Here is a 23,312-nt window from a genome sequence, read left to right as displayed (position 1 = left end):
ATTTAGCTCTGCTAACTAAAATACATGAATAAGCATACAATGAATATTTTTTAAATTTAAAAAATATTCATATCTTAGGAACATACATCTATACGCTAAAGCTAAAAAGAAACTTTCATTTTTTAAACCTATAAAATTATTGAATCATGAAAGTATTATTTTTAAACAGAAAAAGTTTAAAGGGGTGTTATTGGTTTATTTTTAACATAATCACCCTCCCACTAATTATCCTTAGTTGCACCGATAGCAACAATATTTCTAAATCAAATAATATTACAAGAGAACTTTCCGAAACCGAATATTTTTTAATTGTTAATTCAAATGAATATTTTGACTTATGGGAACATCGACAACAATTTTTCAAATACCTTGAAAAAGCCCAATCTATTGGCTATTCTTTATATGATATTAGAGAGTCAATAGTCGAAAGGATCGGCACAAAAAAAGAAAATGAAATATTCGAACTAGTATTTGGATCATTAGAAGTAGGCAACGAATACATCCTTGAACTTAACAAAAAAAAGAATCAACTTTTAAAAAAGTTTCCTTCGTTAAATGAAATTGCTAGCAATCATAATTCGTCTTCAGAAAACATTGAAAATGTTAATTATTTTTTTGATAATTATGAAAGAATATTTAATTTATGGAACAGTTTAAATCCCAACCTAATCATACAAAACATTGATAATTCAAGGACTTACTATGAACAAGACACAATAGTTTGTGGTAATTATGGTAACCAAGTGAAAGTTTTAGTATGCACATATGGTTGTAGTGTATCAACAGCAGGTTTAGGCACTGCCTTCTGTGGATGGGGATGTTGGTGCTTCTTCTGCGAAGACAATTCTCAAGTCTCTAATGCAATATGTTATGTATTTTAAATACTTGTTATTATGGAATATATGTTGCTACTATTATGTGTTTTAATTTTAATTTTTGGTCAAATTTTTCTCAATAAAATTCCACAAGCAAAAGCTGGAATTATCAGAATCGTTTTTGGAGTGCTTTTTCTATTATGGATCATTATAGATGACAGTTTTAGTACCAAAACCATTAGTTTGAAATGGGTAATGATTTTTATCGTCTTATATGGAATATATCACGGTGGAAAAACTTATTGGCGTCATAGAAATGCACCACAATAATTATAACCAGTTGAAATCAGATTAACGATCTAAAATATAAGACAATAATTATTTGGGAGATATAGTATTAATATGATAACCTATTCCTCCTGAGCATAAAACCGCTGTTCGTGAGCTTCCGCCCACTCAATCAACTGTTGAGCCATTTCTGGATATTGTGCAATGACGTTGGACCGCTCATAGGGGTCGTGGACCATATCAAAAAGAGAGGTATCGATAGTTTCAAACTTATACTTTCCAGGAATTCCATCTTTGCCTCCATAATCGATGGTTCGATAAGGATGCTCTAGATGCAACTTCCACTTGCCATCCCCAGTTATCACGCCTTGAAATTGTTTACTGTTGGAAAAAGGATAGTAATTATGTGGGTTTTCACCACTTCCATCACCGCTAATCCAGTTCCATATATCTTTACCATCGATTTCATTCTGCGGTAAATCAGCTCCTGTAATTCCGCAGAGGGTTGGCAAAATATCAATAGAGGCAAAAGTATTATAAGAAACGGAGTTGGCTTCCATCCTTCCAGGATATTTCACTATGGCAGGATTTCGCACACCTCCATCGAAAGTAGTTCCCTTGCCTTCTCTAAATGATGTCAATCCAGCATGATCACTATAGCTCAACCATGGACCATTGTCTGATCCAATAAAAATCAAGACGGTATTATCCTCCAAGCCTTCATCCTTTAGGGTTTGATTGATTTGACCTACCGACCAATCGAGTTCCATCATGACATCACCATATAGACCAACGCCGGATTTCCCTTCAAACTTGTCACTACAGAAAATCGGCACATGAGGCATTGAATGAGGTAAATAGACAAAGAAAGGCTGATCTTTATGTCGTTTAATAAAATCAACGGCGTGTTCAGTATACCATGTGGAAAGCATCTTTTGATCTTCCTTGTCTACGGAATCAATGGTAATTTCACCATTTTTCCAAAATTGCAATGGCCACTTAGCCCAGTAGTCTCCACTTTCAGGATGATTAGCCCACATATCATTGGAATACATTAATCCAGAAGACTCGTCAAAACCGCGAGCCATCGGTCTGGTTTCTGGTTGATCACCAACATGCCATTTTCCGAACACACCAGTAGCATAGCCATTTTTTTTCAAAACTTCACCTATGGTAGCAAAACTGGGATCCAAACCTTTTTGACGTGGGCCATGAGCACCAAAAACCTTGGTACGACCGGGATAACATCCCGTCAACAACGCTGCCCTCGAAGCAGAACAAACGGCCTGTGGCACATAAAAACTATAAAAACTACGCCCTTCTGATGCCAGTTCTTCTACATTAGGAGTAGGATATCTCGGTTGCCCAAAGGGACTAAAATCTTCAAAAGCCCCATCGTCTAAGAAAATAAGTACAACATTGGGTTTTTCATTGTCCACCGTTTCAACTTCTTGACTACTACATGAAAACAAGAAAATACAACTAAGAATAATATACACAAATTGATGAGCCATATTTTATAGATTTTATATTGTTTCACTAATATAAAACTATTCATCAATAAACTCTCCCAACAAAACAACCATATGAGGTAAAAACATAAAATAAACCAATAACACTAAAGGGTATTTACCATCATTTAATATTATTACACAAATAGTGAGGGAATATTACAATTTTGACTTTTGGCTTTGAATTTGATCCCAGGTTATCACTTTGGTTATTAAAATAAGGTTTCCATTAATAATTCTTAGTTAATGAATTCTTCCATGGTGAATACTATCGCCAACAACGACTTACTGCAACCTTCCTTTGAAATATTTTGAAATACAAGGACGTAAAACACGTAATCCACAGCTTAGACAATTTTATATCAATTAAAATAAGGAAGCAAACAAGAAGGTAAAACCTTCCACTAGAATATGAGACAAATAAAAGAATGAGACAAAAAGTATTCAACACCTAACTTTTGTTTCAAATTATGCACAAAAACCATAATTACACACAACAAAAGAGACAATTAGAAAATTTTTCATATATTATTCTACATTTACACCAAAGAACTATTCTATTGTAAAATCAAGAAGGGCTAACCCAAATAGAAAAAATGAAAAATATTTCAAAATTTATAAGTTGCGACTGGGGCACATCAAATCTTCGACTGCGACTTGTAGATACCCATTCTATGAGGGTTATAAAGGAAGTGAAAACCAATGATGGTATTAAAAAAATATTTAATCAATATAAACAGCTGTCCAGTTTAAGTCAATTTGATTACTTTAAATCCTTCCTCCAAAACACATTAAAGTCCAATGGATTCAGTACAGAAAGTTCTGACTATATCGTGGCCTCTGGCATGGTTACTTCAAGTATTGGCATGATGGAACTTCCCTACGCCGAAATGCCGATAAATTACAACAGTCCTTCGATCATAACCAAAAAAATAGAACTAGAAAATGGAATGAATTTACTCCTCATTTCTGGTGTCCGTTCAACAGATTCCATTATGCGAGGAGAAGAAGTCCAAGCACTTGGACTCTGTCAATATATGACAACAGATCAAAAGAATGGTGTTACCATCCTTCCTGGCAGTCATAGCAAACACATATTTTCTAGTGAAAATCAATTTGAATCATTTAAAAGTTATATGACTGGAGAACTCTTTGATTTATTGGCCAACCAGAGTATTCTAAGTAACAATGTTGAATATTCTCCATGGTCAGAAAAATATAAAAAATCCTTTCTCAAGGGAGTAGCCCTAGGTATGGAAGGGGGATTATCTGCCAATATATTTTCCATAAGAGCAAATGAAATATTTGGAAATATTGATAAAAAAGCCAACTTTCACCAATTAAGTGGTCTGCTTATCGGAGACGAGCTAAGCTATTTATCCAAATACCCATTAAATATCAATATCGCATCCGACGAGCCCCTATTGACCATGTATAAAAATGCCATAACATTTATGAATCTATTGCCAAAAACAACTTTTTTTTATGGGGAAAAATTGCAGCAGGCTATTATATTGGGTCAATTAAACATATTAAAACACCATGTCTAACCATAGCACATTTAACAAAGAGAACTTTGAAAAACTACCCATCGTAGGTATACTGAGAGGAATAAGCCAAGTAAAGACTTTAAAAATAGCAGAATCATACTTCAAAGCGGGCTTCAACACCCTAGAGGTAACTATGAATACAGACAATGTAGTGGACATCATAACTGCTCTCCGAACGACTTTCCCCAATATGAATATAGGAGCGGGGACGGTTTGCAATATGGAGGATCTAAACCACGCCCTAGATGCAGGATCTAAATTTATTGTCACACCAATTCTCGACGACCGTGTAATTAAGCATTGTGTATCCCAATCTATTCCAATATTCCCGGGCGCATATACACCAACGGAAATATATCGCGCTTGGTCAATGGGAGCGGATGCCGTAAAAGTATTTCCCGCTTCACAACTCGGTGTGGGATACATCAAAGACGTTCTAGCACCTTTGAACGACATTAAATTGATTCCAACTGGCGGTGTCAATCACGGCAATGCAAGTGCATATCTCAAGGCTGGGGCATATGGTTTAGGCATGGGCAGCAGTCTGTTTAACAAAGCATTAATCGAGAATAATGATTTTAATGGACTCTTCGAACATTTAGTCCAGCTAAAATCTCAGCTGTTATAATGCGATATCTCTCAGACATCATCCTTTGATTTTTTATATTATACGAATTGATGACAATAGGTAATATTGACACCTATCGATCATGGATTTGTACATAAAAAACTAACCTTTCTTAAAAGAAAATATCGATGCTGGATTGTCCACCATCATATGTCGCCAATGCCACAATAGATCTCTTTCTTTTAACAAAGCCACTAAATCAGTCAGCAAATAACCTAATCCCGGACTCCCCCCATAACTATGCCAATAGCTATGACGAGCAGCATCCATACCGAGAGTTATCTGATAAGGGAATTCTGGTAACAGCGCTTCCAACAATATCATGGTCCAATTATCCTCGCCCTCCTTCCATCGAAAACAACTGTCGTATTCTACATTCACCCCTGATTTCAACAATTCTCGGTGGTACTCTATATCCTTACGACGATCGACATGACTAATCACCACCTTGGATAAATCCACCCCCCATTTATCGAATTCCTTAACTTGAGACATAGCTTGCAATCCCGCATTACTATGGGTGAGAATAGGGCATCCCGTTCGATGATGAGCCAAAGCCACAGCCTCAAATATCTTCTTTTGATGAGAAGTAATTTCACCATCACCGGTGGCCAATTTCAATAAACCTGCCTTATGTGGACTTCGTTTTACTATGGGACCACCGTAATCCAGTCGATCGATACCGATTTCAATATCGGCAATAAACATCTCCACCAATTCCTCCACAGAATAAAGATAACGCCAGTGATTAGTTGGATAATACATTTCTAAATGAATCCCAGTTGGAGCTATAATTTGTATGCCGCTTCGACGAGAAACTTCGGCCAAGGCCAGCACATTGCGCCCGCAATTGGCCGGCATGGTATCGACCATGGTTCTACCGCCCAAACGATAAACGGTTTTTAATTCTGTAACAATTCGCTGTATATCATTCAACAAAAAATTGGGCTGACTCTGGGTAGGATAACTATCGTCTATCACAATGTGCTCATGGGAATAGGTCACTCCCATATCTTCCACTTTGATATCCCCCAATACTGTGCGAACAAAAGTATCCATATTATGGTATTTTATATAAATCAATTCACCAGCAAAAAAAAGAGTTTCTAATACCAAATGAATTCATTAAAAATTATTTTTCCAACCATGGCGGGAAATATCAGCATCACCATCAGGTAGTTCTAAAACTGCACCAATATCTGACAAAATATTTCTCAAGCGACTCACAGACAAATTACTTGCCGACTCTTCATGTGACAGAGACAATACGGCAGCGACACCAGCCGCCTGTCCCATAGACATAGTCTGCGCCATGGACCTACAAGAAGCATGAGCATCGTGACTGGCCGAAAAACAACGTCCGACACACCAACTCACCTGACTTTCCTGCGGCACAATGGTCCCATAGGGCACACCGTAAACTCCGGCATTGGGGATGTACTCCCAATGTGTTTCCATTTCCCCTTGACTGCCCTGCCGATGATCTTCTATAGGTGCACCACATAAGAAAATACTGGATTCGGGAATTTTAGCCTCCAAACACTCCATCTTTGTCAATCGGTGATTGCCATAAATTCTTCTCGTTTCTCGCACTCCAATTTGATGAGACATCCCTATAATATTGGCATCGGCATAACCGGCCACTTCATTTCTAAAAAACTTTTCATAAACAAAAGCCTGCCGCCGTCCTTCCATCTCAGCTTCAGTCAATTGCATGGCATCTAATCCCGAATATCCCGCCACCTTAACAGCCACTGTAGATATACAATTTTTGGCATTCATTTCGTGGGCTGACCCCTCTTTTCGAGGCAAATCGTATTGTCCTTTGTCTACTGCATCACTCATTTTTTGTTTTAACATTGACTTGCCGCCCGCCTTTTCAAATTGATCCAAATCCACATTACTCATCCGAAAAGTTGTAGTCATCGTCTGAGCAGCCTCTTTTTTACCGGCCTCTTCATAAGGCAATCCAGCCAAATGCGAAAAGTCCCCATCGCCTGAAGCGTCAATCACCCGCAATGCATTGATCTTAAAAAACCCACCTTTATGCCAGAACACACAGGCATAACCTTCGTCATGGGGTTCCACACCGATTAAAGTAGCATGTAAAATCACATCGATATCGTGGCCGACAATCAATTCATCCCATACAAACTTCAATCGTTCGGGATTGTAATTTACCCCAGTACCCGCCCCATAGGTATTGGGGCGCAAGAAAATACCTTGATAACCATCCAGGGCATTCACCACTTTATCTGGCCAACCGCCCACTATTTTTTGGGGATGGTTACCCGGAGTAAAAAAACCGTAAAAAGTATCCAACATTTGAGTGGACGAACCACCTAAAAAACCGTACCGCTCTACTAAAGCCACCTTATATTTTCCCTCTGCCTGTCCAGCTGCCGCCAATGCTGCAGTGCAACCCGCAGATCCACCGCCAATCACCAATACATCTTTTACCCCGTAAAAGGGCACTTTTGAAAATTTAATTATGGAAGACATATTCTCTATTTTTCACTATTTAAATCTTTTTGTCTTGCCCAACATTTGCATATAGCTTAGCCATTCGATGGGCGTGTTCGTCATAGGCTTTCTCGAACAAGGACGTCGCTTTTTCAACTCCTACATGAATCCCAGAGGTCAACACCGTAGGTGGTTGACCAGCCATAGTCAACATATTGGCCACTTCTGCCTTTATACAATTGATCAACGCAATGCCACCCAAAGATGACCCCGGTGATACAGGTTCATCTAGATGAGGCACTTGGATCATGGCATCACCTGCTGGCGCACCTGTATCTAAAATTAAATCGGCAAAATCGGTCAACTTTAATCCTTTTTCGTGTTTACTCGAACTGAGATCGGCATGACGCTTCGAAACCAAAGCAACTACCTTTATCCCAGCCTTTTGAAATCCTTCAGCCATTTCTATGGGTACGACATTGCTGCCACTAGAAGAAATAATCAAAGCCGAATCCTCAGTGGACAAATCAAAATTCCGCAGTATTCTGGCTGCCAACCCCGGTACATTTTCTATAAACATGGCCTGTCGCTGGCCATTGGCTCCAATAACCAAGTTGTGAAAACTCAATGACAACTCAACGATGGGATTAAATCCGGGAAATGAACCATACCGAGGCCACATTTCTTCCACCATCATCCGGCTGTGTCCACTGCCAAACACATGTACCATCCTACCAGCTAGAATGGTTTTGGCAAACCATTCTGCCGCCATCCTAATTTCATGCTGCTGTTGCAAAACCCCATCGAGAATGGCTCTTGATTTTTCAATATATGTCTGTGTTAAATTCATATGTTTATTAATTTTTACATTCTATTACGGCAACTGCTGCACCTATAGCACCCGACCACTCCTCAAATTCAGCCTTCACAATGGGCACATTTTCACCCATAGGACACCATTCATAACAATTCATAAATGCATTTAATGGCTGAAAAAGAGATTCCCCGGCATTGGCAATTCCACCACTCAATACTATTTTTTCAGGAGCGAAAACATTAATTAATGAAGCGAGCCCGATAGCCAATTGCCTTACACTATTCAACCATACATAACTCGCTATCGGCTCTTGATTTTCATAAGCCATTACCAAATCCTTGGTGTGTTGATAGTGTTGCCAACTCCGTTTACCCACACTCTCATTGCCAATGGCAGCTTCCAAACTCCCCGGCATAGAAGTTATCCCACGATCTACACTATTGGCATCGATAGACAAATGACCTAAGTGTCCAGCGAAATGATGCTTTCCACCATACAACTGGTTATTGAGCCAAAGAGCCCCACCAACACCAGTGCCCAAGGTCAACAAAAATCCATCGGTAACCCCTTTTAGTTGACCATAATACACCTCAGCCAGTAAGGCTGATTGCCCATCATTAATGACGGTGACCGATCGATCCAAATAAGATGACCATTGAAATCCCTCCAATCCACTCAACCTTCCAGGCATCAAAGCTATGGATTGTCGATTACTGGCAGCTATACCAGGTGCAGCCAGACCTATGCCCATAATGGGTGAATCAAGTCCAGTCTGCAATTCGACAACCATTTCTTTAATTTTAATTTTCCAACCCTCAAACTCACTACCCAAACTATCACATGTAAGTCGATTGACCACCACACCTTGCCCTACATCCAATAAAACGGCCTTGATTCGAGTCCCCCCCAAATCCACGCCTATGGTATATGCTATTTTATCTCCTTCATTCATTGCTAATAATTTGCCCCTCCTGAGTACTCCATCCACCATCTACGGATAAAATCTGCCCGGTTGTAAATTGAGAGTAGTCAGACATAAAATACAATGCTGCTCCCACTAAATCTGTTGGGCTACCGATCCTCCCTCCATCCAATGGCTGTTTTGTCTTAATATAAGCCATAATATCTCGGTTTTGTGCAGCTCGCTGTGCCATGGGACTGTCTACCAATCCCGGCGCCAATCCATTGATTCGAATTCCGTATTTAGCGTAGTGAGCAGCTGTAGATTTAGTCAAACCAATTACTGCAGACTTGGCCGCAGCATAACCGTGGGTCGTAAAATAGTGTGGAGCTGGAGAAGAAGCCAAGACAGAAGTTAAATTTAAAATGGATCCCACCGTATCTGAGGCCAAAAACGCTCGTAAAGCCGCTCGATTAGACAACATTAAACTCGTCAAATTGACTTCAAAGGTTTTATTCCACCCCTCAATACTCATCTCGTGCAGTGGTCCATCACCGTACTTTCGTCCACTCGATCCCGCAACATGGTATAATCCAGTCAACTGTCCGAAATGTTGATTACATTGTTCTATAGCGTAAGCCGCTGTTTTCTCATCCACTGCATCGCCTTGCAAAACTACAGCCTGATTGCCAAGTATATCCTGAGCAACTTCACAACTTTCTTCATCCAAACCAACAACGACTAATCCAGCGCCTGACGCAACAAATCCCTCCGCTGCCGCCAAACCAATCCCAGAAGTACCGCCAATAATTACAATATTTTTGTTTTGTAAATCCATCTCTTTAAGATAATTCTTTCATTTAGGGAATATTCCATAAATAACTCACTACATCGACGATATCTTTTTCGCTCAAATCCAGTTGTTGGGGACTGGGCATCAATGACCTACCTCGAGTTCTAGATTCTACCTCTGAAGAATGAATACTAAAAATATTCCCTGCCCCATCCTTTATGCTTAAATATTCTCCCTCTCCCTGTATAAATCCAAACTTACTCTCACCATTTTTCAATTTTATTATCCACGGTTCATAGCCAAACACAATATCGGCCTCGGGATGAATAATAGCATCGAATGCCGTCCTTCTGTCCATCTTCTTCTTTAAATCTGTCAATGCTGGCCCTATATCCCCTCCTTCATTTCCCGCTTTATGACAACTCTGACATCTTTTCCTAAAAATCTCACCGCCTTCTACTTTTCTGCCGCGCATTTCCATCATTTGCACGATATTGTATATGTGCTGCCCATTTTTACTGACAAAATATTCACTGGCCAACACCCGAACCCCCTGATCTGGATTTGAAAAAATATACTGAGCCGTGGTATCTCTTAATGATCCCGTAATTAAATTTTCTGCCGCTAAATTAATCAGCATTTGACCACCCTCTTTATCGGAAGCCATGGTCTTAATTAAATCTATTTTTGTGTCAAATGCTGTTTCACCTGCCAATAATTCCTTGCGCCAAACGCCGACATGACTACTCCTGGGCTTCTCCTCCTTTTTTAATTGATAATACCCCGCCCAATCATTGGTCGATCGATGCTGCAACCAATATCCTGCCCACGATTGGATAGGATGGTTGCCCACCTCTTTCGCTATCTCTAGCATAGCTGTAGCGGCCTCTGGCGTGGCAATAAAGGCCAATGCCGTGCAGGCTCGTTTCCGCTGTTCCAATTCTATCAGATCAGAGACAACCCTTTGCTTCAAGTGGGTAATAGCCGATTCCGGATGCAAGCAATAAACTAAATTGGCCATTTTATTAGACCACTTCAATGGATCGCTACCATATTGTTGTGTTAAATAGGGATAGATCTCATTTTCTTTTCCATCTAGAGCAATTCCAATGGCCGTTAGACTCCAAGGATCCTCCCCATCAAAACCATCAATGACTTTTTGTATTATACCCTCGATCTCTGCAAAGGAATAATCTCGCATGGTCAAAGCCACTTCCCTTCGCACAGCTGGACTCTTATCTCCAGCCAACCGACCCGCATAACGCAATACATTATCATTATTGGACCGCAAAGCCCTAAAAACAACCAAACGAATATCATCCGATTCTGAATTCAACAATCCCTCTACCTTTTTTATGCCCTTTTCACCCAATTGAACCATTAACCATATGGCTCGACCTACATGGTATGGATTATCACTATGATCAATAATTGATTCTACTTCCGGAATAACCTCTTCGCCCTGTTGAAGTAAAGCTAAAAATCCTTTATTTCGAACATTAATAGCCGGATTCAACAATGCTTGTATCTGACCCTTCGTCGTTTTAAAATTTAATTTTGGTGCTTTCAATATCTTATCCTTGGGACTTATCCTATAGATCCGTCCATATCCCAAACTATCGTGCATAGCGTGACCTCCTACAATAGGATCGTACCAATCCGCCACATACACCGCACCGTCAGTCCCGACAACTACATCACTGGGGCGAAACCATTTGGTAGAATCTATATCCATATTGTTCCATCGATATTCTTCTGTGGATTGATGGACTGAAGTGACAAACTCTATTTTATCCGACATCGAAAATCCACCGCCATCAGCCTTAGGTCGATATCCAAAAACCAAATTTCTACCGGCATCCGCACTTAAAAACATTCCCCGATAAGCTTCACCCAAATCATCGGATTCAATTAGAGCAACTCCAGTAGGAGCACCTGCTCCACTGTTGTCTCCAGCTGGCATAACACCGGGATCATCTTGATGCCAATGCGCTGAAAATATACTCTGATTGGGCCGTTGATCGGCTCGCCAATTGCGACTGCCATCTTCGCTAAAATAACCGGCATTTCCGCCTTCCATCAACCAAGAAGTACGACAGGCTGTGACTTGATCATCATTGTCATTTTGCCACATATTGCCGTAAGAATCAACAGTCAACTCATAGGCATTTCGAAAATTATGCGCCATGACCTTCAAATCTTTTCCGTCGGGAGATATCCTTAAAGCCAGTCCACCTGTCCAAATTCGGCCATCGTCACTGACCAAGCCAGGAGTATTGCTATTGTTGTACGGTGTTCCTCCATTGTAAATACTCCCTGAACGCAGGGTCCAACCAGCTTTATCTTTTACCATATGAGGTCCGGCATTCCCCGTATTAAAATACCATTGACCATCGGGGCCGACCACTACCGAATGCAGTGAATGGTCGTGATCATAACCTCCAAAACCAGTTAAAAACACTTCCTTTTCATCAGCCACATCATCACCATCATGGTCAGTATACACAATCATGGACGGTGCCGAAGACACGATTACTCGATGGCCAATAACTGCTATTCCAACAGGAGCTTGTAGATCTTTGTCTTGAACAAAAACCTTAGATTGATCGGCCTGACCATCTCCATCGCTATCTTCCAATATCACAATGCGATCGCCTGCATCGTGATGAAAAGGATTTTGTCCATCGTGTTTAAATGATCGATAATTCACGGCCTCAGATACATAAATCCTACCCTTTTCGTCTACATCCATTGCCGTAGGATTGTAAAACATAGGCGATTCAGCCCATAGATTTACCCTTAAATCCTCAGGTAGAAATAAATCTTCACTACCTATTGTCGAAGGCTCAATTGATTGACAACTATACAACACGAATATTATACCCAGTCCGCACCACGAAATCTGCAACTTCATAAACCAAATGTTTTTCGTAAAAAGGCATTGTTCTGGCGGTAACTGGGCAACATCTCAGTCCCTTTGGGTACAGCTCCTTCTATCTGAACCCAACCAGAATATCGAATATCCGCCATGGCCTCTGCGACCTTAACAAAGTCAACCCTACCCTGACCGAGCAAGGCTCCATTTTCCTTCATATGAATTTCACATATCTGAGCACCCAACCATCTGATTTCTTCATAAATATCATAGCCCATTTTTTCTGAATTTGCCACATCGTAATAGACCTTAAGGTTAGATGATCCTACGGCATCTATTATCTTCATATGTTCCGATGCACTCAACCACGATTCGATACCTAATGTAATACCTAGTTTCTCTGCTTCAGGCATTACGTTTTTTAAGCGCTGAATAACTTCTCGTTGACCTATATCATCGTTTTTGAGATCTCCTTTGCCAAAAAATGCCAATAAAATCACTTTACACTTCATATCCTTGGCCACCTGAATACTGTCTTCTACCCACTTAATGGTCTGCTGATCACTTTTATAGGGATATTTATTTAACTCCCCGATAGCCAGACTGGCGATCTTTACACCATATCGTTTAGCAGCCTGCTTATAAGCTTTTTGAATTTCGACCCGACGAAGATGCATATTGTTTTCTACCTTGCCCAGACTTACCTGAACCCCATCCAATCCAATCTCTTGCCCAACCGCCAATGATTTTACTTCGCTATGTTGACCGATAGACCAGTCACAAGCCCCAATTTTTATTTTATACGGATACTTTAAAACATTAGACCATATCTGACGCATGGGAAGACCAGCCATCCCACTTAATCCATACAGCACAGATCTACGTCCAATCAAGTGGTTCATAATAACATTGTTTATATTTCCTTTGAATATAAATTAATTATTGTAGAATATCTGTTAATATCGAAATATTTAATGGATTTTTACACGAAATAAATGTAATATTGTCGGTTATGTTTCGATATATTTATATCTATGTCCTCAAGATTAATTAGAAGATCGAGCCGGAGCCAGTAGCTCTCTACAAGGTCCGCCGCTGATGGGAATGACTGAAAGGCTAGGGTGGAGAAAAATAAATGAAATGTTCCCTATATTTTCAAATCCTTCTAACCCATCCTTAATCACCTATAAAATACTGGAAAAACTTAAATATGACTTCATTTGACTCGGCATTGGGTGAATGATCCGGTCGATTGGTCATAGCCACACGATCATCATAACCCAACAGCCGATTGACCGCAAGACTATGATTAAGAGGAATCCACTGCTGGACAGGATCTTCTGAACCACCAGAAACCAAGAACGGCCGAGGTGCCATCAAGGCATGTAGTTCTTGTAAATTGTAATTTTCTTTGCGCAATTGCGGATACAATCCATATGCTGGATTTTCTGCAGTTATTAAACCTCGCTTTCGCCAGGGCTTAGGATGATATCCCAAATACCAAGGTTCCCAATAATTGATACTCTCCCTATCGTCTTGAAAAACAATACCGGGATCAGACCATGCCGCACAAGCAAATTTATCAAATAAACAGGATGCGAACATCGACCACTTTCCTCCATAAGAATGCCCAACAATACCGATACGGTCTTTATCCACCTCTGGACGATTGGCCAAAACATAATATGCATTAGCTGCAGCATAAGCCAACATAGACAAAGGTTGAACCTTCGCATTTTCTATATCTGGATAATAGATTGAATATGTCTTCGCCTCCGTAGTTTCTTTGGTGCCCAATGAAAGTGTTACAAAACCACGTTTAGCCAATTGGTAGGCAAAATCTCTGTGAGGATTAACTCCCAGACCTATACTAGTCTCCGCTTCATAATACACCGTTATAACAGCGGGTTTAACTCCCCCACCTTTTGGAATTAAGAGATAACCCTGAGTTTTCTCTGTCGGTGTCCAATAAAATTCCACTCTGTGTTGCACAAAATTTTCAAGTTCTTCCGAATCTATGACCTTCATCTTTTGCTTCTTCATGAGGTCAGGCCATTCCCCCATCATAGACATCCATTGCGAACGAATTTCCTTTCGACGCTTTCTCCATTGTCCCTTGTTTTTTACTTCTTTTCCATCATAAAAAACTAAGGGCGACCTAAAATCCCCATATACGTCTTTGTACTTAGATGGAGGGGCAAAAAAAGTGTCAATCTCCGTCCAAATGGCATCATGTGTAAATGATGGTTTTTGTCCAAAAGCCATTGATGCTAAACCTATACAGAAAAAGAAAAATATTAAAAGGGCATTGATCGTCCATTTCATGTCCAGAAAATTAGAATTTTATTTAGATAAAAATAGAAAAAACCCTCAATCTATCCTACGGTATATTGCTATCTAATCTTATTGCGTTGTATATCCTCCGTCGATCACTAGGTTCTGCCCTGTTATCCCACAGGCTATGTCACTGGCCAAATACACCGCCATGGAGGCTACCTCAGATAAATCAATTAACCGTTTCTGCGGAACTAAGGGAAAAATCACTTCCTCCAATATTTTATCGGGACTACAACCTCTAGTCTTGGCCAAATCTTCAAATTGCCCCCGGACCAATTCGGTATCCACATAACCTGGACAAATGGCATTGGCTGTAATTCCCCACTCAGCTCCTTCCAAAGCCGTCACTTTGGTCAAACCTATGATACCGTGTTTGGCACTATTGTAAGCCGATTTTCCAGCAAACCCAATGATTCCATTGATAGATGATATATTGATGATACGTCCAAATCCATGCTGCTTCATAATGGGAAATACCAACTTGGTCAACACAAAAGGTGCAATCAACATCAATTCCATCATCTTCCTAAAAGTAGCCGTGGGAAAATCTTCCAACACAGACACATATTGCATACCAGCATTGTTTACCAATACATCTATTCGACCATGTTGATCGACTACGGATCGGATAACCGATTCCACCATAGATTCATCAGTAACATCACAAACCGCCGACTGAACCGACAAACCTCTATCACTCAATATATTATATGAATTTTCAACAGCCTTTTGATTAATATCTGACAATACAACGTGGTAGCCAGATAATGCAAAACTTTCAGCAATCCCGAGACCAATGCCCCTCGCTGCTCCAGTGACAAAAACTACTTTTTTAGACATGGCATTTATATATTAAATCCTTATTTAATTTATTCCAATCCAGTGGCATAATAAAAGGCAATAGTGACGAAAACAGCCAAAGTTTTGATCACCGTCAAGGCAAAAATATCCTTATATGAAGACTTATGACTCAGGCCAGTAACGGCCAACAAGGTGATGACAGCACCGTTATGAGGCAAGGTATCCATTCCGCCACTGGCCATAGATGCAATCCGGTGCAATACTTCAGGAGAAATGCCCGCCTCATGAGCCATGTCCAAATACTGCTCACTCATAGTGGCCAAGGCAATGCTCAACCCTCCAGAAGCCGAACCAGTAATCCCCGCCAAAGTAGTAGTAGTTACCGCTTCATTGATCAAGGGGTCTTTAAACATATGCGACAATTGCTGACTCAATATTTTAAATCCCGGTAATGCAGCAATCACTCCTCCAAAACCGTATTCAGAAGCCGTATTCAAAGTGGCCAATAAAGCGCCACTAATAGAAATATTGACACTAGAAAACAACTTCAATTTAATGCGTTCAAATGATGTTATGAGTACAATACAGATACCCAATATTAATCCACCAGATACAGCCCAGAGGCCAGCCACTTTTTCGATTTCCAAATTGGGAATGCCTTCTACGCCTATAGCCGAGAAATCAAAAAATTTGTCATAAAATAAAGGAATATAATTCCCCAATAATTTATTCGACAATGCCACCATAATTAAGGGCAATAAGGCGAGATAAATATGGGGCAAATGACTTTCTGATTCCAAGGCAATTTCATTTTTATGGCCAGTACCATAGCCCTCACCTTTCTCAAAAGCCTGACTGGCACGACGGTTCAAGTACATCATGCCCAAGACGAAAACCAATAACCCCCCAAACAATCCAAGAATGGGAGCCGCCCAAACATCGGTATTATAAAACGTGGTTGGGATGATATTCTGAATTTGAGGTGTTCCGGGAAATGAATCCATAGTGAATGTAAAAGCCCCTAAGGCAATAGCTCCTGGAATTAATCGCTTAGGAATATTCACCGTTCGAAATAAATCGGCTGCAAAAGGATACAATGCAAATACCACCACAAAAAGCGAGACTCCACCGTAGGTAAGTAAAGCCCCTACCAATACGATGGATAATATCGCCCTGTCTTTACCCAAAAGCGCAACTATACCCCGAGTTATGGATTTTGCAAAACCGGCTACTTCTATCAATTTCCCAAATATAGCTCCCAAAATAAATACCGGTAAATACAAGCGTACAAATCCAGCCAGTTTATCCATAAAAATCCCTGTAAAAAAGGTCGGCACCCATGTAGGGTTGTACAAGGCCACAGCGAGCATAGCCGCCAATGGTGCAAACAATATAACACTGCCGCCGCGATAGGCCATAAAAATAAGTAAAAACAGGGGTAGAACAATAATTAATATATCCATTGGAGATTCGGTCTATTGTGGTTATACGATCACTGATTGAATTGTTTTTCCTTCTTATTGACCAGATAATTCACCTTGCAAATAGGCGGTTACTGTTTTGCGAAGTTGTTTGTCTGCAGCACTTGTGTATGGTGAAACACTAACTTCGTAACCTCCCTTATGGTATTCTTCTTTCGTCAACAAATAGCCCAACCAACCATTGGTGTATCCATAATAAAAAGTGAATTCAAAAGGAGATTGAGACCGAATTGCATTAGACGATTCACAAAACAACTCTAGCGGAGCCGCCCAAATGGCGATCCTAGGATTTATTTTTAGAAAATAGACAGGCAATAAAACCTCTGGTTTTCCCGATTGTGGAGTTGAAGTGTAATCGGACAAGGCCTCTGTCCAACCCAATGTCTCTTTACGAGGAGTCCTAAGAATTTCCTTGCCAAATTGAAATTTAATATCGGTTTCAAAACCATTGATTCTATTTACGGCATCTAAAATTTTATCTCCGAGCAACACCTTAAATTCATTTAAATGTCCGGCGGAAGGACTGGGATACACGCTGTATATTGGAGCGATATTACCTGCAGCGCCATTAATAAACAATAAAGGAGCACCAGTTTTTTCCTCCACATATGTAGCTACTATACCGGGGGCATCACCGCTAATATCCAAATTATGCCCACTCATCACTGTACCGTGGATAGCATAATTGGCAATTGTTGCCATTAGGTTGCCAGAATGAGCATCGGTCAATTTTAAAACACCTATCCTGCGATCAACTGGGCCATCGGGATTCATACCCAATCTGACTACGCCCTTCTCATCAACAGCTCGACGGTTGATATTGGCATTGGAATGTCCCCAACCCACACCCAATCGAGCAGGTTTTAAACCCAATTTAGCTTCTACCACACCATCTAGAAGTTGTCGAGTGACAAAATTGGTATAAGCTGTATCAAATGAATGAGTATAGCGATCTCCTAAAAATAGCTCAGGTAGACCTGGTGGTCCCACCTCTGGAGCGGAATGTGTATGAGTAACCGACCAGTAAAATTGATCCGGGCTTATATCCATTTCATTAGCCACCAATGCCTTCACCCGATCATATTCTGCAGGAGAAACCAAACAAATGTCACTAGACACCAAAACAAAGGTGGTCTCACCATCGTCGAGGACTAGGATTTTATGATAAATTGAATCGTGCACCCCAGTAGACTTACGAGCACCATAACCCAATAGATGTTGAGAATTTTTCGGAGTAATGTTCTTTTTCACCACATGACCACTTAAAGACTGTCCCATTAAATGAGGTGGATTAAAAACGAATACTGCCATGATGGTTGCAAGTAAAACAATCAATGATTTTATTTGTACTTTCATAATAAAATGAAAATATTGCATTTTAATGATAATGCAAATCAAAAAAGACTTTAGTTTTAAATATTTAGAAATATTCGTCTACAATACCACATACATCCCCTTTTCACCCATTGCGTCTTTACCTATAAAAGTATTGGAAGGGACCATACTAAAACCCCATATTCAATTCTACTATCATCCTTTTTCTGGACCTGAACTTGCGTAGATCAATGACATATCTTCTCTTATTTTTCGACCTAAAAACATTCTTGCAAATTGACGTTCTTCCTCAAAACCATGGGCTAAAGCCCATTGAACAGCTTGTTGATTGGAAGCAGGTAGGTCTAAGATGAGGGCTTCTTCAGACAAAGTAGCCAATACTTTATTTAATAAATCTAAAGCATGAACATTATCTAAAGCAATACAAGGTCCCAATTGCCAAGCACTGTTGCCTGGTCGAGCAAGGACAAAACCATTGAGTTTAATTGGATTACCCACTTTATCAGCATAATTTCCAAAGACTTGCACACTGCTGTCCTCTATCCACTGGCGAATCAGAGATTGCCTGTCTGTATCCGTAGCTATTCTATCTAAGGTCATGATAGCTGGAATATTTAAAGCCGTGAGTTCAGTTAAGGAGGATGGAGATGCAACTGCATGTTCTCCGATAGACATTTGACGGCGATATCGCACAAGTCTATACTCTTCCACAAAACCGAATTTTTGATAAAGAGCGATCCCCATTCCAGTAGCATCGAGACGAATAGTGGAAACACCAATGAGATTTAATTGATCGAGAACATATTGAAACATTAATTTACCAATACCTTGTCCTCTACTATCTTTGTCCACCAAAACCATTGATATCCATGCCACAGATTGGAAAACAGTGGCTACGATGGTCGCTACGACCTTATGGTTAATTTCTACCACAAAACAAGTATTGGGATCCATGTCCATCATTCTCACCCAATCCGAACCTCGTTGATTCCAGCCTGCTTGAAAGACCAATCGCTGACCAGCAGCAACATCGTCGGCCGTCATTTTTCTTATGAAAATACCCCTATCTAGAGAAATATACTTTTCCAATTTATTGCTATCTATCCACCTATTGTTGATTGAATAATTCCACAGCCGCTGCCGACATAGCCGCAACTCCAGTTTTTATAGAAGGCTCTGGTAGAGGAGCAAAAAAGGGTGAATGCAAGGAAGGCAATTGCCCCATATCCATTTTTGCTGGATCTACCGTACCCAACCAAAACAAGCAAATGGGTACATGATGATCCTGCATTCCAAAGCGACTAAAATCTTCCCCCACAGTGTATTGAGGCATTTCTTCCACATTGCTTTCTCCGAAAGTATTTTGAAATACCGGCAACAATTTAGACACCAATTTTTCGTCGTTAATGGTAGCTGGAGTAATAGGTTCTCGAATCTCAATACGCGGTAATAAATCTTCCGTTAACCCAGCAGCCAATCCCAACTGTCGACACAAGATGTGGATACGGTCAATGATGAGATTGCGAACCTCAGGAGAATATGCTCTAACCGTCAATTCCATCTTGACTTCATCGGGGATGACATTGTGCACGCTTCCTCCGTGAATGGAACCTACTGTGACTACAGCCGGCTCAATGGGATTGACAGATCGACTGACGATGGTCTGAAATGCTTGAATCAATTGGCTACTCAATACAATAGGATCAACTGTAGTATGAGGTGCAGCACCATGGCCTCCTTTCCCCAATACGGTAACATCAATCATATCTACACTGGCCATCATAGGACCACTTCGATACCCCACTTTGCCCGCTTCTAAATAGGAGTTACAATGTAAAGCAAGGGCATAGTCTGGCTTGGGAAGTTTGTCATACAAACCATTTTTGAAAAACAAATCAGCTCCTAGACCAGATTCTTCAGCAGATTGAGCGACCATAATTAGGGTTCCCTTCCAGTCATCCTTATGTTGTGTCAAATAATTGGCCACGCCCTGGAATACCGTCATATGAATGTCGTGGCCGCATGCATGCATTACAGACACTTCTTGACCAGCAGCATTGATACCTTTGGCCTTACTGGCATAGGGCAGATTGGTTTGCTCCTCGATAGGCAGAGCATCCATATCGGCTCGTATGAGTACCACAGGTCCCGGCCCGTTTTTATAGACAGCGGCTAGATTATAGGCACCAAACCCATCATTGACTTCAAATCCTTTTTCCTTTAACAATTGCCCCATTAATTTAGAGGTTTTCATCTCCTGCATGGACAGTTCGGGATGCTGGTGTAAATCCTTATAGAGGGCCTCCCACTGTGGATACATCTGATTGATATAGTCGGTATTAACATTATAATTCTGACCAAATACGGACAGATTAAATGTCATTAATAGAAAAAAGGATAAATATTTTATCATAAGTTTGAATAGTTATCATTTAATTTAATTCCCACTTCGAAATCTATGCACTTCATCATGCATGGTAAAGAGGGTAGGGTTTTGGTGATCCATAATAACGATGGGACTGGAATAATCGCCCTCAATTATAGGGTTTTCTTCGTACTTAGTCCAGTGAATAAGATCGTCAGAGCGAGCAATATTAGAGGTCCAAATGATTGGAGTGCTAGACTTCCCTGTTAGCCAATCGTGATTTGAGGTAGCGTGGTAATAGAGGTAATAACTTCCCTTATAATGAATTACTTGATTGGCTGCCACTGCGGCTACATCGTAGGTCTCTGGTCCCAATGAGATAACTGGATCATCCTGTACATTGGTCCAATGAATAAGGTCTTTTGAAGTAGCCAACCAAATTCCCATATCTGTTTTCTCATAAAACAAATACCATTGATCCTTTTCGATCCATATAGTTGGTGTGCCATAGGGTGGAATTACTTTTTGTCCATCACTTTGTTCGATAATTAAATCTCCCTTTTCTTCCCAATTGATACCATCACTTGACGTCATTAAGTGCGCCAAATCATTTTCTCCTTCTGCGAACATATAAAAGGTATCCCCTTGGTGTTGGACAAAAACATCTTCTGTCCATTTTTCCTCAAATATTGGATTATCGGGATGTCGCTCCCATTTAATCCCATCGGTTGAGGTGGCATAGCCGAGTTTCATTTGTGGATCTATATCTTTATTGTAACCGGTATACCACATTTTATAGATGCCATCTTCCAATAGGATAAAACCTCTTTCTCGTATTTCTTTGTCCCATTCTTCGACTTGTCCAGTTCCGGTGAATACAGCTTCGGCTTCTAGTGGAGTCACATTCACCAATTCACTGGGGAATAATATCACCGGCACCTCTGTTTCTTTTTCCTTTTGCTGACAGCCCAATAAAAGAAATATAAATAGCCAGGGTATATTTTTCATATTATTCGGATTATATATTATATAAATTTTAAATATAGAATATATTAATCACGAAACAAAATAAAATAACAAATAGCCAGAAACGACTATACTATGAACTCTCTTAATGAGACTTAAAATGAACTTTACTTAAAAATAAAAAACGTCCTGTCTTTAAACCTTTGCCAAGCCAAAAACAGGACTAATTAAACTTATTGCCTGAAATAAAATTGAAGTAAAAAAATTGATCCTAAAATGTATAAGGATTGAAATAAAAACTGCTTTCTTGTTATTCTGTTATATTAATTCAATTATTCTCCAACATAGATATCATTTTCCTCGAAGTGAATACCTCGATCTCTAAAAACCAAAGTATCTTTTACTTCATGGATAAAATCACCCTCCTCATAGCTGTAGTCCAAATACATGGATTGCCAGGTAAGTAAGGACCACTGTTCTGAACTAGACGCTTTGTCAAAGTATTGGCCTGTACCGGAGATTTGAATTTGTGAATTTTTACCTGAACTCACCGTTACTGATCCCGATTTTCCAGTATCGTTATCAAATGTCAACTTCATTGAATAGTCGTCACTTGTAATAAATCCAGCTCCGTCTGTCTCCACCGCTGTCTTGGATACCGATTTCATTCTAATCAGGGCATCTTTCTCAACATGAAGATTTCTAAACACTTCTGTATCGACCACTTCACCCGTCACTTTGTCTTTTTTCACTACTTTTCCTCTATGTAAATAAGTACCTTCAAAAGCATTCACATATTTAATGCCAAACAAAACCCAATCCTTAGGTGCTTGTTTTACCTTCCAATCTGTAGACACTCTTCGATCTGGATGATCCAATGAACTATTCCCTTGAAGTATGGTATCTGCGGTGGTATTGGTGATTCTCAAAGGAATAACATATTGCCCAGTCAAAGCTAAAGTGTCATTAAAAAATGCCTCATTAAGACTAACTCGAATCAGGCCTTGAAAAGAACCATTGGGAATAGTGACCGAATTTTGAGGCTCAAGACTATAATAGGAAGATGGCAAAGCCTGTATTTCTTCGTCCGTATTGGTTCGATATACATTCTGTGCCAACTCTTCATCCACAACATAGTCTACCGTCCAATCATTATTGTTCTTATACAAACCACCGATGCTGACACCGATATCGAATTTACCTTCCTTGTCTAGTGAATTATCTACCCGGTCTTCCCCTAAGGATAAGGTTCGAAGAGGTGTTTGCAGCGGAAAATATACCGATTGATAATCATAATCTGGAAATTCAATAGGTTGATTTTCACAGCCCACCAGGGCTAATAATAAAAGTAAGAATATTTGATTTTTCATAATTTACCTCTTGTTT

At 40.0% G+C, this 23,312-nt stretch carries 20 protein-coding genes; 4 read left to right on the top strand and 16 right to left on the bottom strand.

Features of this window, described 5'->3' with window-relative positions; translation table 11 throughout:
- Positions 1-146: 146 nt before the first annotated feature.
- Together LVD51_RS01280 and LVD51_RS01275 are read left to right on the top strand one after the other, a co-directional pair.
- Positions 147-881: a hypothetical protein gene (locus LVD51_RS01280; protein WP_236969360.1), complete on the top strand. Its 735-nt coding sequence runs from the start codon at positions 147-149 to the stop codon at positions 879-881.
- A 12-nt stretch (positions 882-893) separates the two neighbouring features.
- Positions 894-1,145: a hypothetical protein gene (locus LVD51_RS01275; protein ID WP_236969359.1), complete on the top strand. Its 252-nt coding sequence runs from the start codon at positions 894-896 to the stop codon at positions 1,143-1,145.
- An 80-nt stretch (positions 1,146-1,225) separates the two neighbouring features.
- Here the strand turns inward: LVD51_RS01275 and LVD51_RS01270 are convergent, their stop codons facing one another.
- Complete coding sequence (locus tag LVD51_RS01270) at positions 1,226-2,617, bottom strand: sulfatase family protein (RefSeq protein ID WP_236969358.1); 1,392 nt, start codon at positions 2,615-2,617, stop codon at positions 1,226-1,228.
- A 593-nt stretch (positions 2,618-3,210) separates the two neighbouring features.
- Between LVD51_RS01270 and LVD51_RS01265 the strand changes: the two genes are divergently transcribed.
- Both LVD51_RS01265 and LVD51_RS01260 read left to right on the top strand, forming a co-directional pair.
- The gene (locus LVD51_RS01265) at positions 3,211-4,164 is read left to right on the top strand and encodes a 2-dehydro-3-deoxygalactonokinase (protein WP_236969357.1); all 954 of its coding nucleotides are present in this window, start codon (positions 3,211-3,213) and stop codon (positions 4,162-4,164) included.
- The gene (locus LVD51_RS01260; RefSeq protein WP_236969356.1) at positions 4,157-4,792 is read left to right on the top strand and encodes a bifunctional 4-hydroxy-2-oxoglutarate aldolase/2-dehydro-3-deoxy-phosphogluconate aldolase; all 636 of its coding nucleotides are present in this window, start codon (positions 4,157-4,159) and stop codon (positions 4,790-4,792) included. The genes LVD51_RS01265 and LVD51_RS01260 overlap by 8 nt, the downstream gene beginning before the upstream one ends.
- Positions 4,793-4,894: 102 nt before the next feature.
- Here LVD51_RS01260 and LVD51_RS01255 read toward each other — a convergent pair whose 3' ends face one another.
- From LVD51_RS01255 to LVD51_RS01185, 15 genes are all read right to left on the bottom strand, one after another.
- Positions 4,895-5,851 (bottom strand): phosphotriesterase family protein, encoded by a 957-nt coding sequence (locus tag LVD51_RS01255; protein WP_236969355.1) that lies wholly within the window; start codon positions 5,849-5,851, stop codon positions 4,895-4,897.
- A gap of 66 nt (positions 5,852-5,917) precedes the next feature.
- Positions 5,918-7,294, bottom strand: coding sequence for an FAD-dependent oxidoreductase (locus LVD51_RS01250; protein WP_236969354.1), 1,377 nt, complete (start codon positions 7,292-7,294; stop codon positions 5,918-5,920).
- Between the two features lie 19 nt (positions 7,295-7,313).
- A complete protein-coding gene (locus tag LVD51_RS01245; RefSeq protein ID WP_236969353.1) occupies positions 7,314-8,105 on the bottom strand; it encodes a sugar isomerase domain-containing protein in 792 nt (263 codons plus the stop codon).
- Positions 8,106-8,112: 7 nt separating this feature from the next.
- A complete protein-coding gene (locus tag LVD51_RS01240; RefSeq protein WP_236969352.1) occupies positions 8,113-9,024 on the bottom strand; it encodes an ROK family protein in 912 nt (303 codons plus the stop codon).
- Positions 9,017-9,811 (bottom strand): SDR family NAD(P)-dependent oxidoreductase, encoded by a 795-nt coding sequence (locus LVD51_RS01235; protein ID WP_236969351.1) that lies wholly within the window; start codon positions 9,809-9,811, stop codon positions 9,017-9,019. The genes LVD51_RS01240 and LVD51_RS01235 overlap by 8 nt, the downstream gene beginning before the upstream one ends.
- Positions 9,812-9,833: 22 nt before the next feature.
- A complete protein-coding gene (locus LVD51_RS01230; RefSeq protein ID WP_236969350.1) occupies positions 9,834-12,680 on the bottom strand; it encodes a PVC-type heme-binding CxxCH protein in 2,847 nt (948 codons plus the stop codon).
- Positions 12,677-13,543, bottom strand: coding sequence for a sugar phosphate isomerase/epimerase family protein (locus tag LVD51_RS01225; protein WP_236969349.1), 867 nt, complete (start codon positions 13,541-13,543; stop codon positions 12,677-12,679). The genes LVD51_RS01230 and LVD51_RS01225 overlap by 4 nt, the downstream gene beginning before the upstream one ends.
- A 274-nt stretch (positions 13,544-13,817) precedes the next feature.
- On the bottom strand, positions 13,818-14,906 hold the full coding sequence (locus LVD51_RS01220) for a prolyl oligopeptidase family serine peptidase (RefSeq protein WP_394803139.1): 1,089 nt from the start codon (positions 14,904-14,906) through the stop codon (positions 13,818-13,820).
- Between the two features lie 138 nt (positions 14,907-15,044).
- Entirely contained in the window at positions 15,045-15,818 is a 774-nt protein-coding gene (locus tag LVD51_RS01215; protein ID WP_236969347.1) for a 3-hydroxybutyrate dehydrogenase, read from the bottom strand.
- Positions 15,819-15,847: 29 nt separating this feature from the next.
- Positions 15,848-17,242 (bottom strand): GntP family permease, encoded by a 1,395-nt coding sequence (locus LVD51_RS01210; protein ID WP_236969346.1) that lies wholly within the window; start codon positions 17,240-17,242, stop codon positions 15,848-15,850.
- Positions 17,243-17,296: 54 nt separating this feature from the next.
- A complete protein-coding gene (locus LVD51_RS01205) occupies positions 17,297-18,616 on the bottom strand; it encodes a neutral/alkaline non-lysosomal ceramidase N-terminal domain-containing protein (protein ID WP_236969345.1) in 1,320 nt (439 codons plus the stop codon).
- A 174-nt stretch (positions 18,617-18,790) separates the two neighbouring features.
- The gene (locus LVD51_RS01200; protein WP_236969344.1) at positions 18,791-19,684 is read right to left on the bottom strand and encodes a GNAT family N-acetyltransferase; all 894 of its coding nucleotides are present in this window, start codon (positions 19,682-19,684) and stop codon (positions 18,791-18,793) included.
- Positions 19,685-19,703: 19 nt separating this feature from the next.
- Positions 19,704-21,008: a M20 metallopeptidase family protein gene (locus tag LVD51_RS01195; RefSeq protein ID WP_236969343.1), complete on the bottom strand. Its 1,305-nt coding sequence runs from the start codon at positions 21,006-21,008 to the stop codon at positions 19,704-19,706.
- 24 nt (positions 21,009-21,032) lie between these two features.
- Positions 21,033-21,968: a glycoside hydrolase family protein gene (locus LVD51_RS01190; RefSeq protein WP_236969342.1), complete on the bottom strand. Its 936-nt coding sequence runs from the start codon at positions 21,966-21,968 to the stop codon at positions 21,033-21,035.
- Between the two features lie 290 nt (positions 21,969-22,258).
- On the bottom strand, positions 22,259-23,296 hold the full coding sequence (locus LVD51_RS01185) for a BT_3987 domain-containing protein (RefSeq protein WP_236969341.1): 1,038 nt from the start codon (positions 23,294-23,296) through the stop codon (positions 22,259-22,261).
- Between the last annotated feature and the right edge of the window lie 16 nt (positions 23,297-23,312).

Source organism: Membranihabitans marinus, from assembly GCF_021729155.1.
Classification (GTDB): Bacteria; Bacteroidota; Bacteroidia; order Chitinophagales; family Saprospiraceae; genus Membranihabitans; species Membranihabitans marinus.
The sequence above is the reverse complement of the archived record's forward strand: the minus strand, read 5'-3'. Positions and strand labels throughout refer to the sequence as shown.

Bases quoted from the DNA above. Each gene is read 5' to 3' on its own strand.
- LVD51_RS01205 (WP_236969345.1), bottom strand. From the start codon at position 18,616: ATGAAAGTACAAATAAAATCATTGATTGTTTTACTTGCAACCATCATG.
- LVD51_RS01225 (WP_236969349.1), bottom strand. From the start codon at position 13,543: ATGAACCACTTGATTGGACGTAGATCTGTGCTGTATGGATTAAGTGGG.
- LVD51_RS01280 (WP_236969360.1), top strand. From the start codon at position 147: ATGAAAGTATTATTTTTAAACAGAAAAAGTTTAAAGGGGTGTTATTGG.
- LVD51_RS01270 (WP_236969358.1), bottom strand. From the start codon at position 2,617: ATGGCTCATCAATTTGTGTATATTATTCTTAGTTGTATTTTCTTGTTT.
- LVD51_RS01220 (WP_394803139.1), bottom strand. From the start codon at position 14,906: ATGGCTTTTGGACAAAAACCATCATTTACACATGATGCCATTTGGACG.
- LVD51_RS01275 (WP_236969359.1), top strand. From the start codon at position 894: ATGGAATATATGTTGCTACTATTATGTGTTTTAATTTTAATTTTTGGT.
- LVD51_RS01260 (WP_236969356.1), top strand. From the start codon at position 4,157: ATGTCTAACCATAGCACATTTAACAAAGAGAACTTTGAAAAACTACCC.
- LVD51_RS01215 (WP_236969347.1), bottom strand. From the start codon at position 15,818: ATGTCTAAAAAAGTAGTTTTTGTCACTGGAGCAGCGAGGGGCATTGGT.
- LVD51_RS01190 (WP_236969342.1), bottom strand. From the start codon at position 21,968: ATGAAAAATATACCCTGGCTATTTATATTTCTTTTATTGGGCTGTCAG.
- LVD51_RS01230 (WP_236969350.1), bottom strand. From the start codon at position 12,680: ATGAAGTTGCAGATTTCGTGGTGCGGACTGGGTATAATATTCGTGTTG.
- LVD51_RS01235 (WP_236969351.1), bottom strand. From the start codon at position 9,811: ATGGATTTACAAAACAAAAATATTGTAATTATTGGCGGTACTTCTGGG.
- LVD51_RS01210 (WP_236969346.1), bottom strand. From the start codon at position 17,242: ATGGATATATTAATTATTGTTCTACCCCTGTTTTTACTTATTTTTATG.
- LVD51_RS01265 (WP_236969357.1), top strand. From the start codon at position 3,211: ATGAAAAATATTTCAAAATTTATAAGTTGCGACTGGGGCACATCAAAT.
- LVD51_RS01245 (WP_236969353.1), bottom strand. From the start codon at position 8,105: ATGAATTTAACACAGACATATATTGAAAAATCAAGAGCCATTCTCGAT.
- LVD51_RS01255 (WP_236969355.1), bottom strand. From the start codon at position 5,851: ATGGATACTTTTGTTCGCACAGTATTGGGGGATATCAAAGTGGAAGAT.
- LVD51_RS01250 (WP_236969354.1), bottom strand. From the start codon at position 7,294: ATGTCTTCCATAATTAAATTTTCAAAAGTGCCCTTTTACGGGGTAAAA.
- LVD51_RS01240 (WP_236969352.1), bottom strand. From the start codon at position 9,024: ATGAATGAAGGAGATAAAATAGCATATACCATAGGCGTGGATTTGGGG.
- LVD51_RS01195 (WP_236969343.1), bottom strand. From the start codon at position 21,008: ATGATAAAATATTTATCCTTTTTTCTATTAATGACATTTAATCTGTCC.
- LVD51_RS01185 (WP_236969341.1), bottom strand. From the start codon at position 23,296: ATGAAAAATCAAATATTCTTACTTTTATTATTAGCCCTGGTGGGCTGT.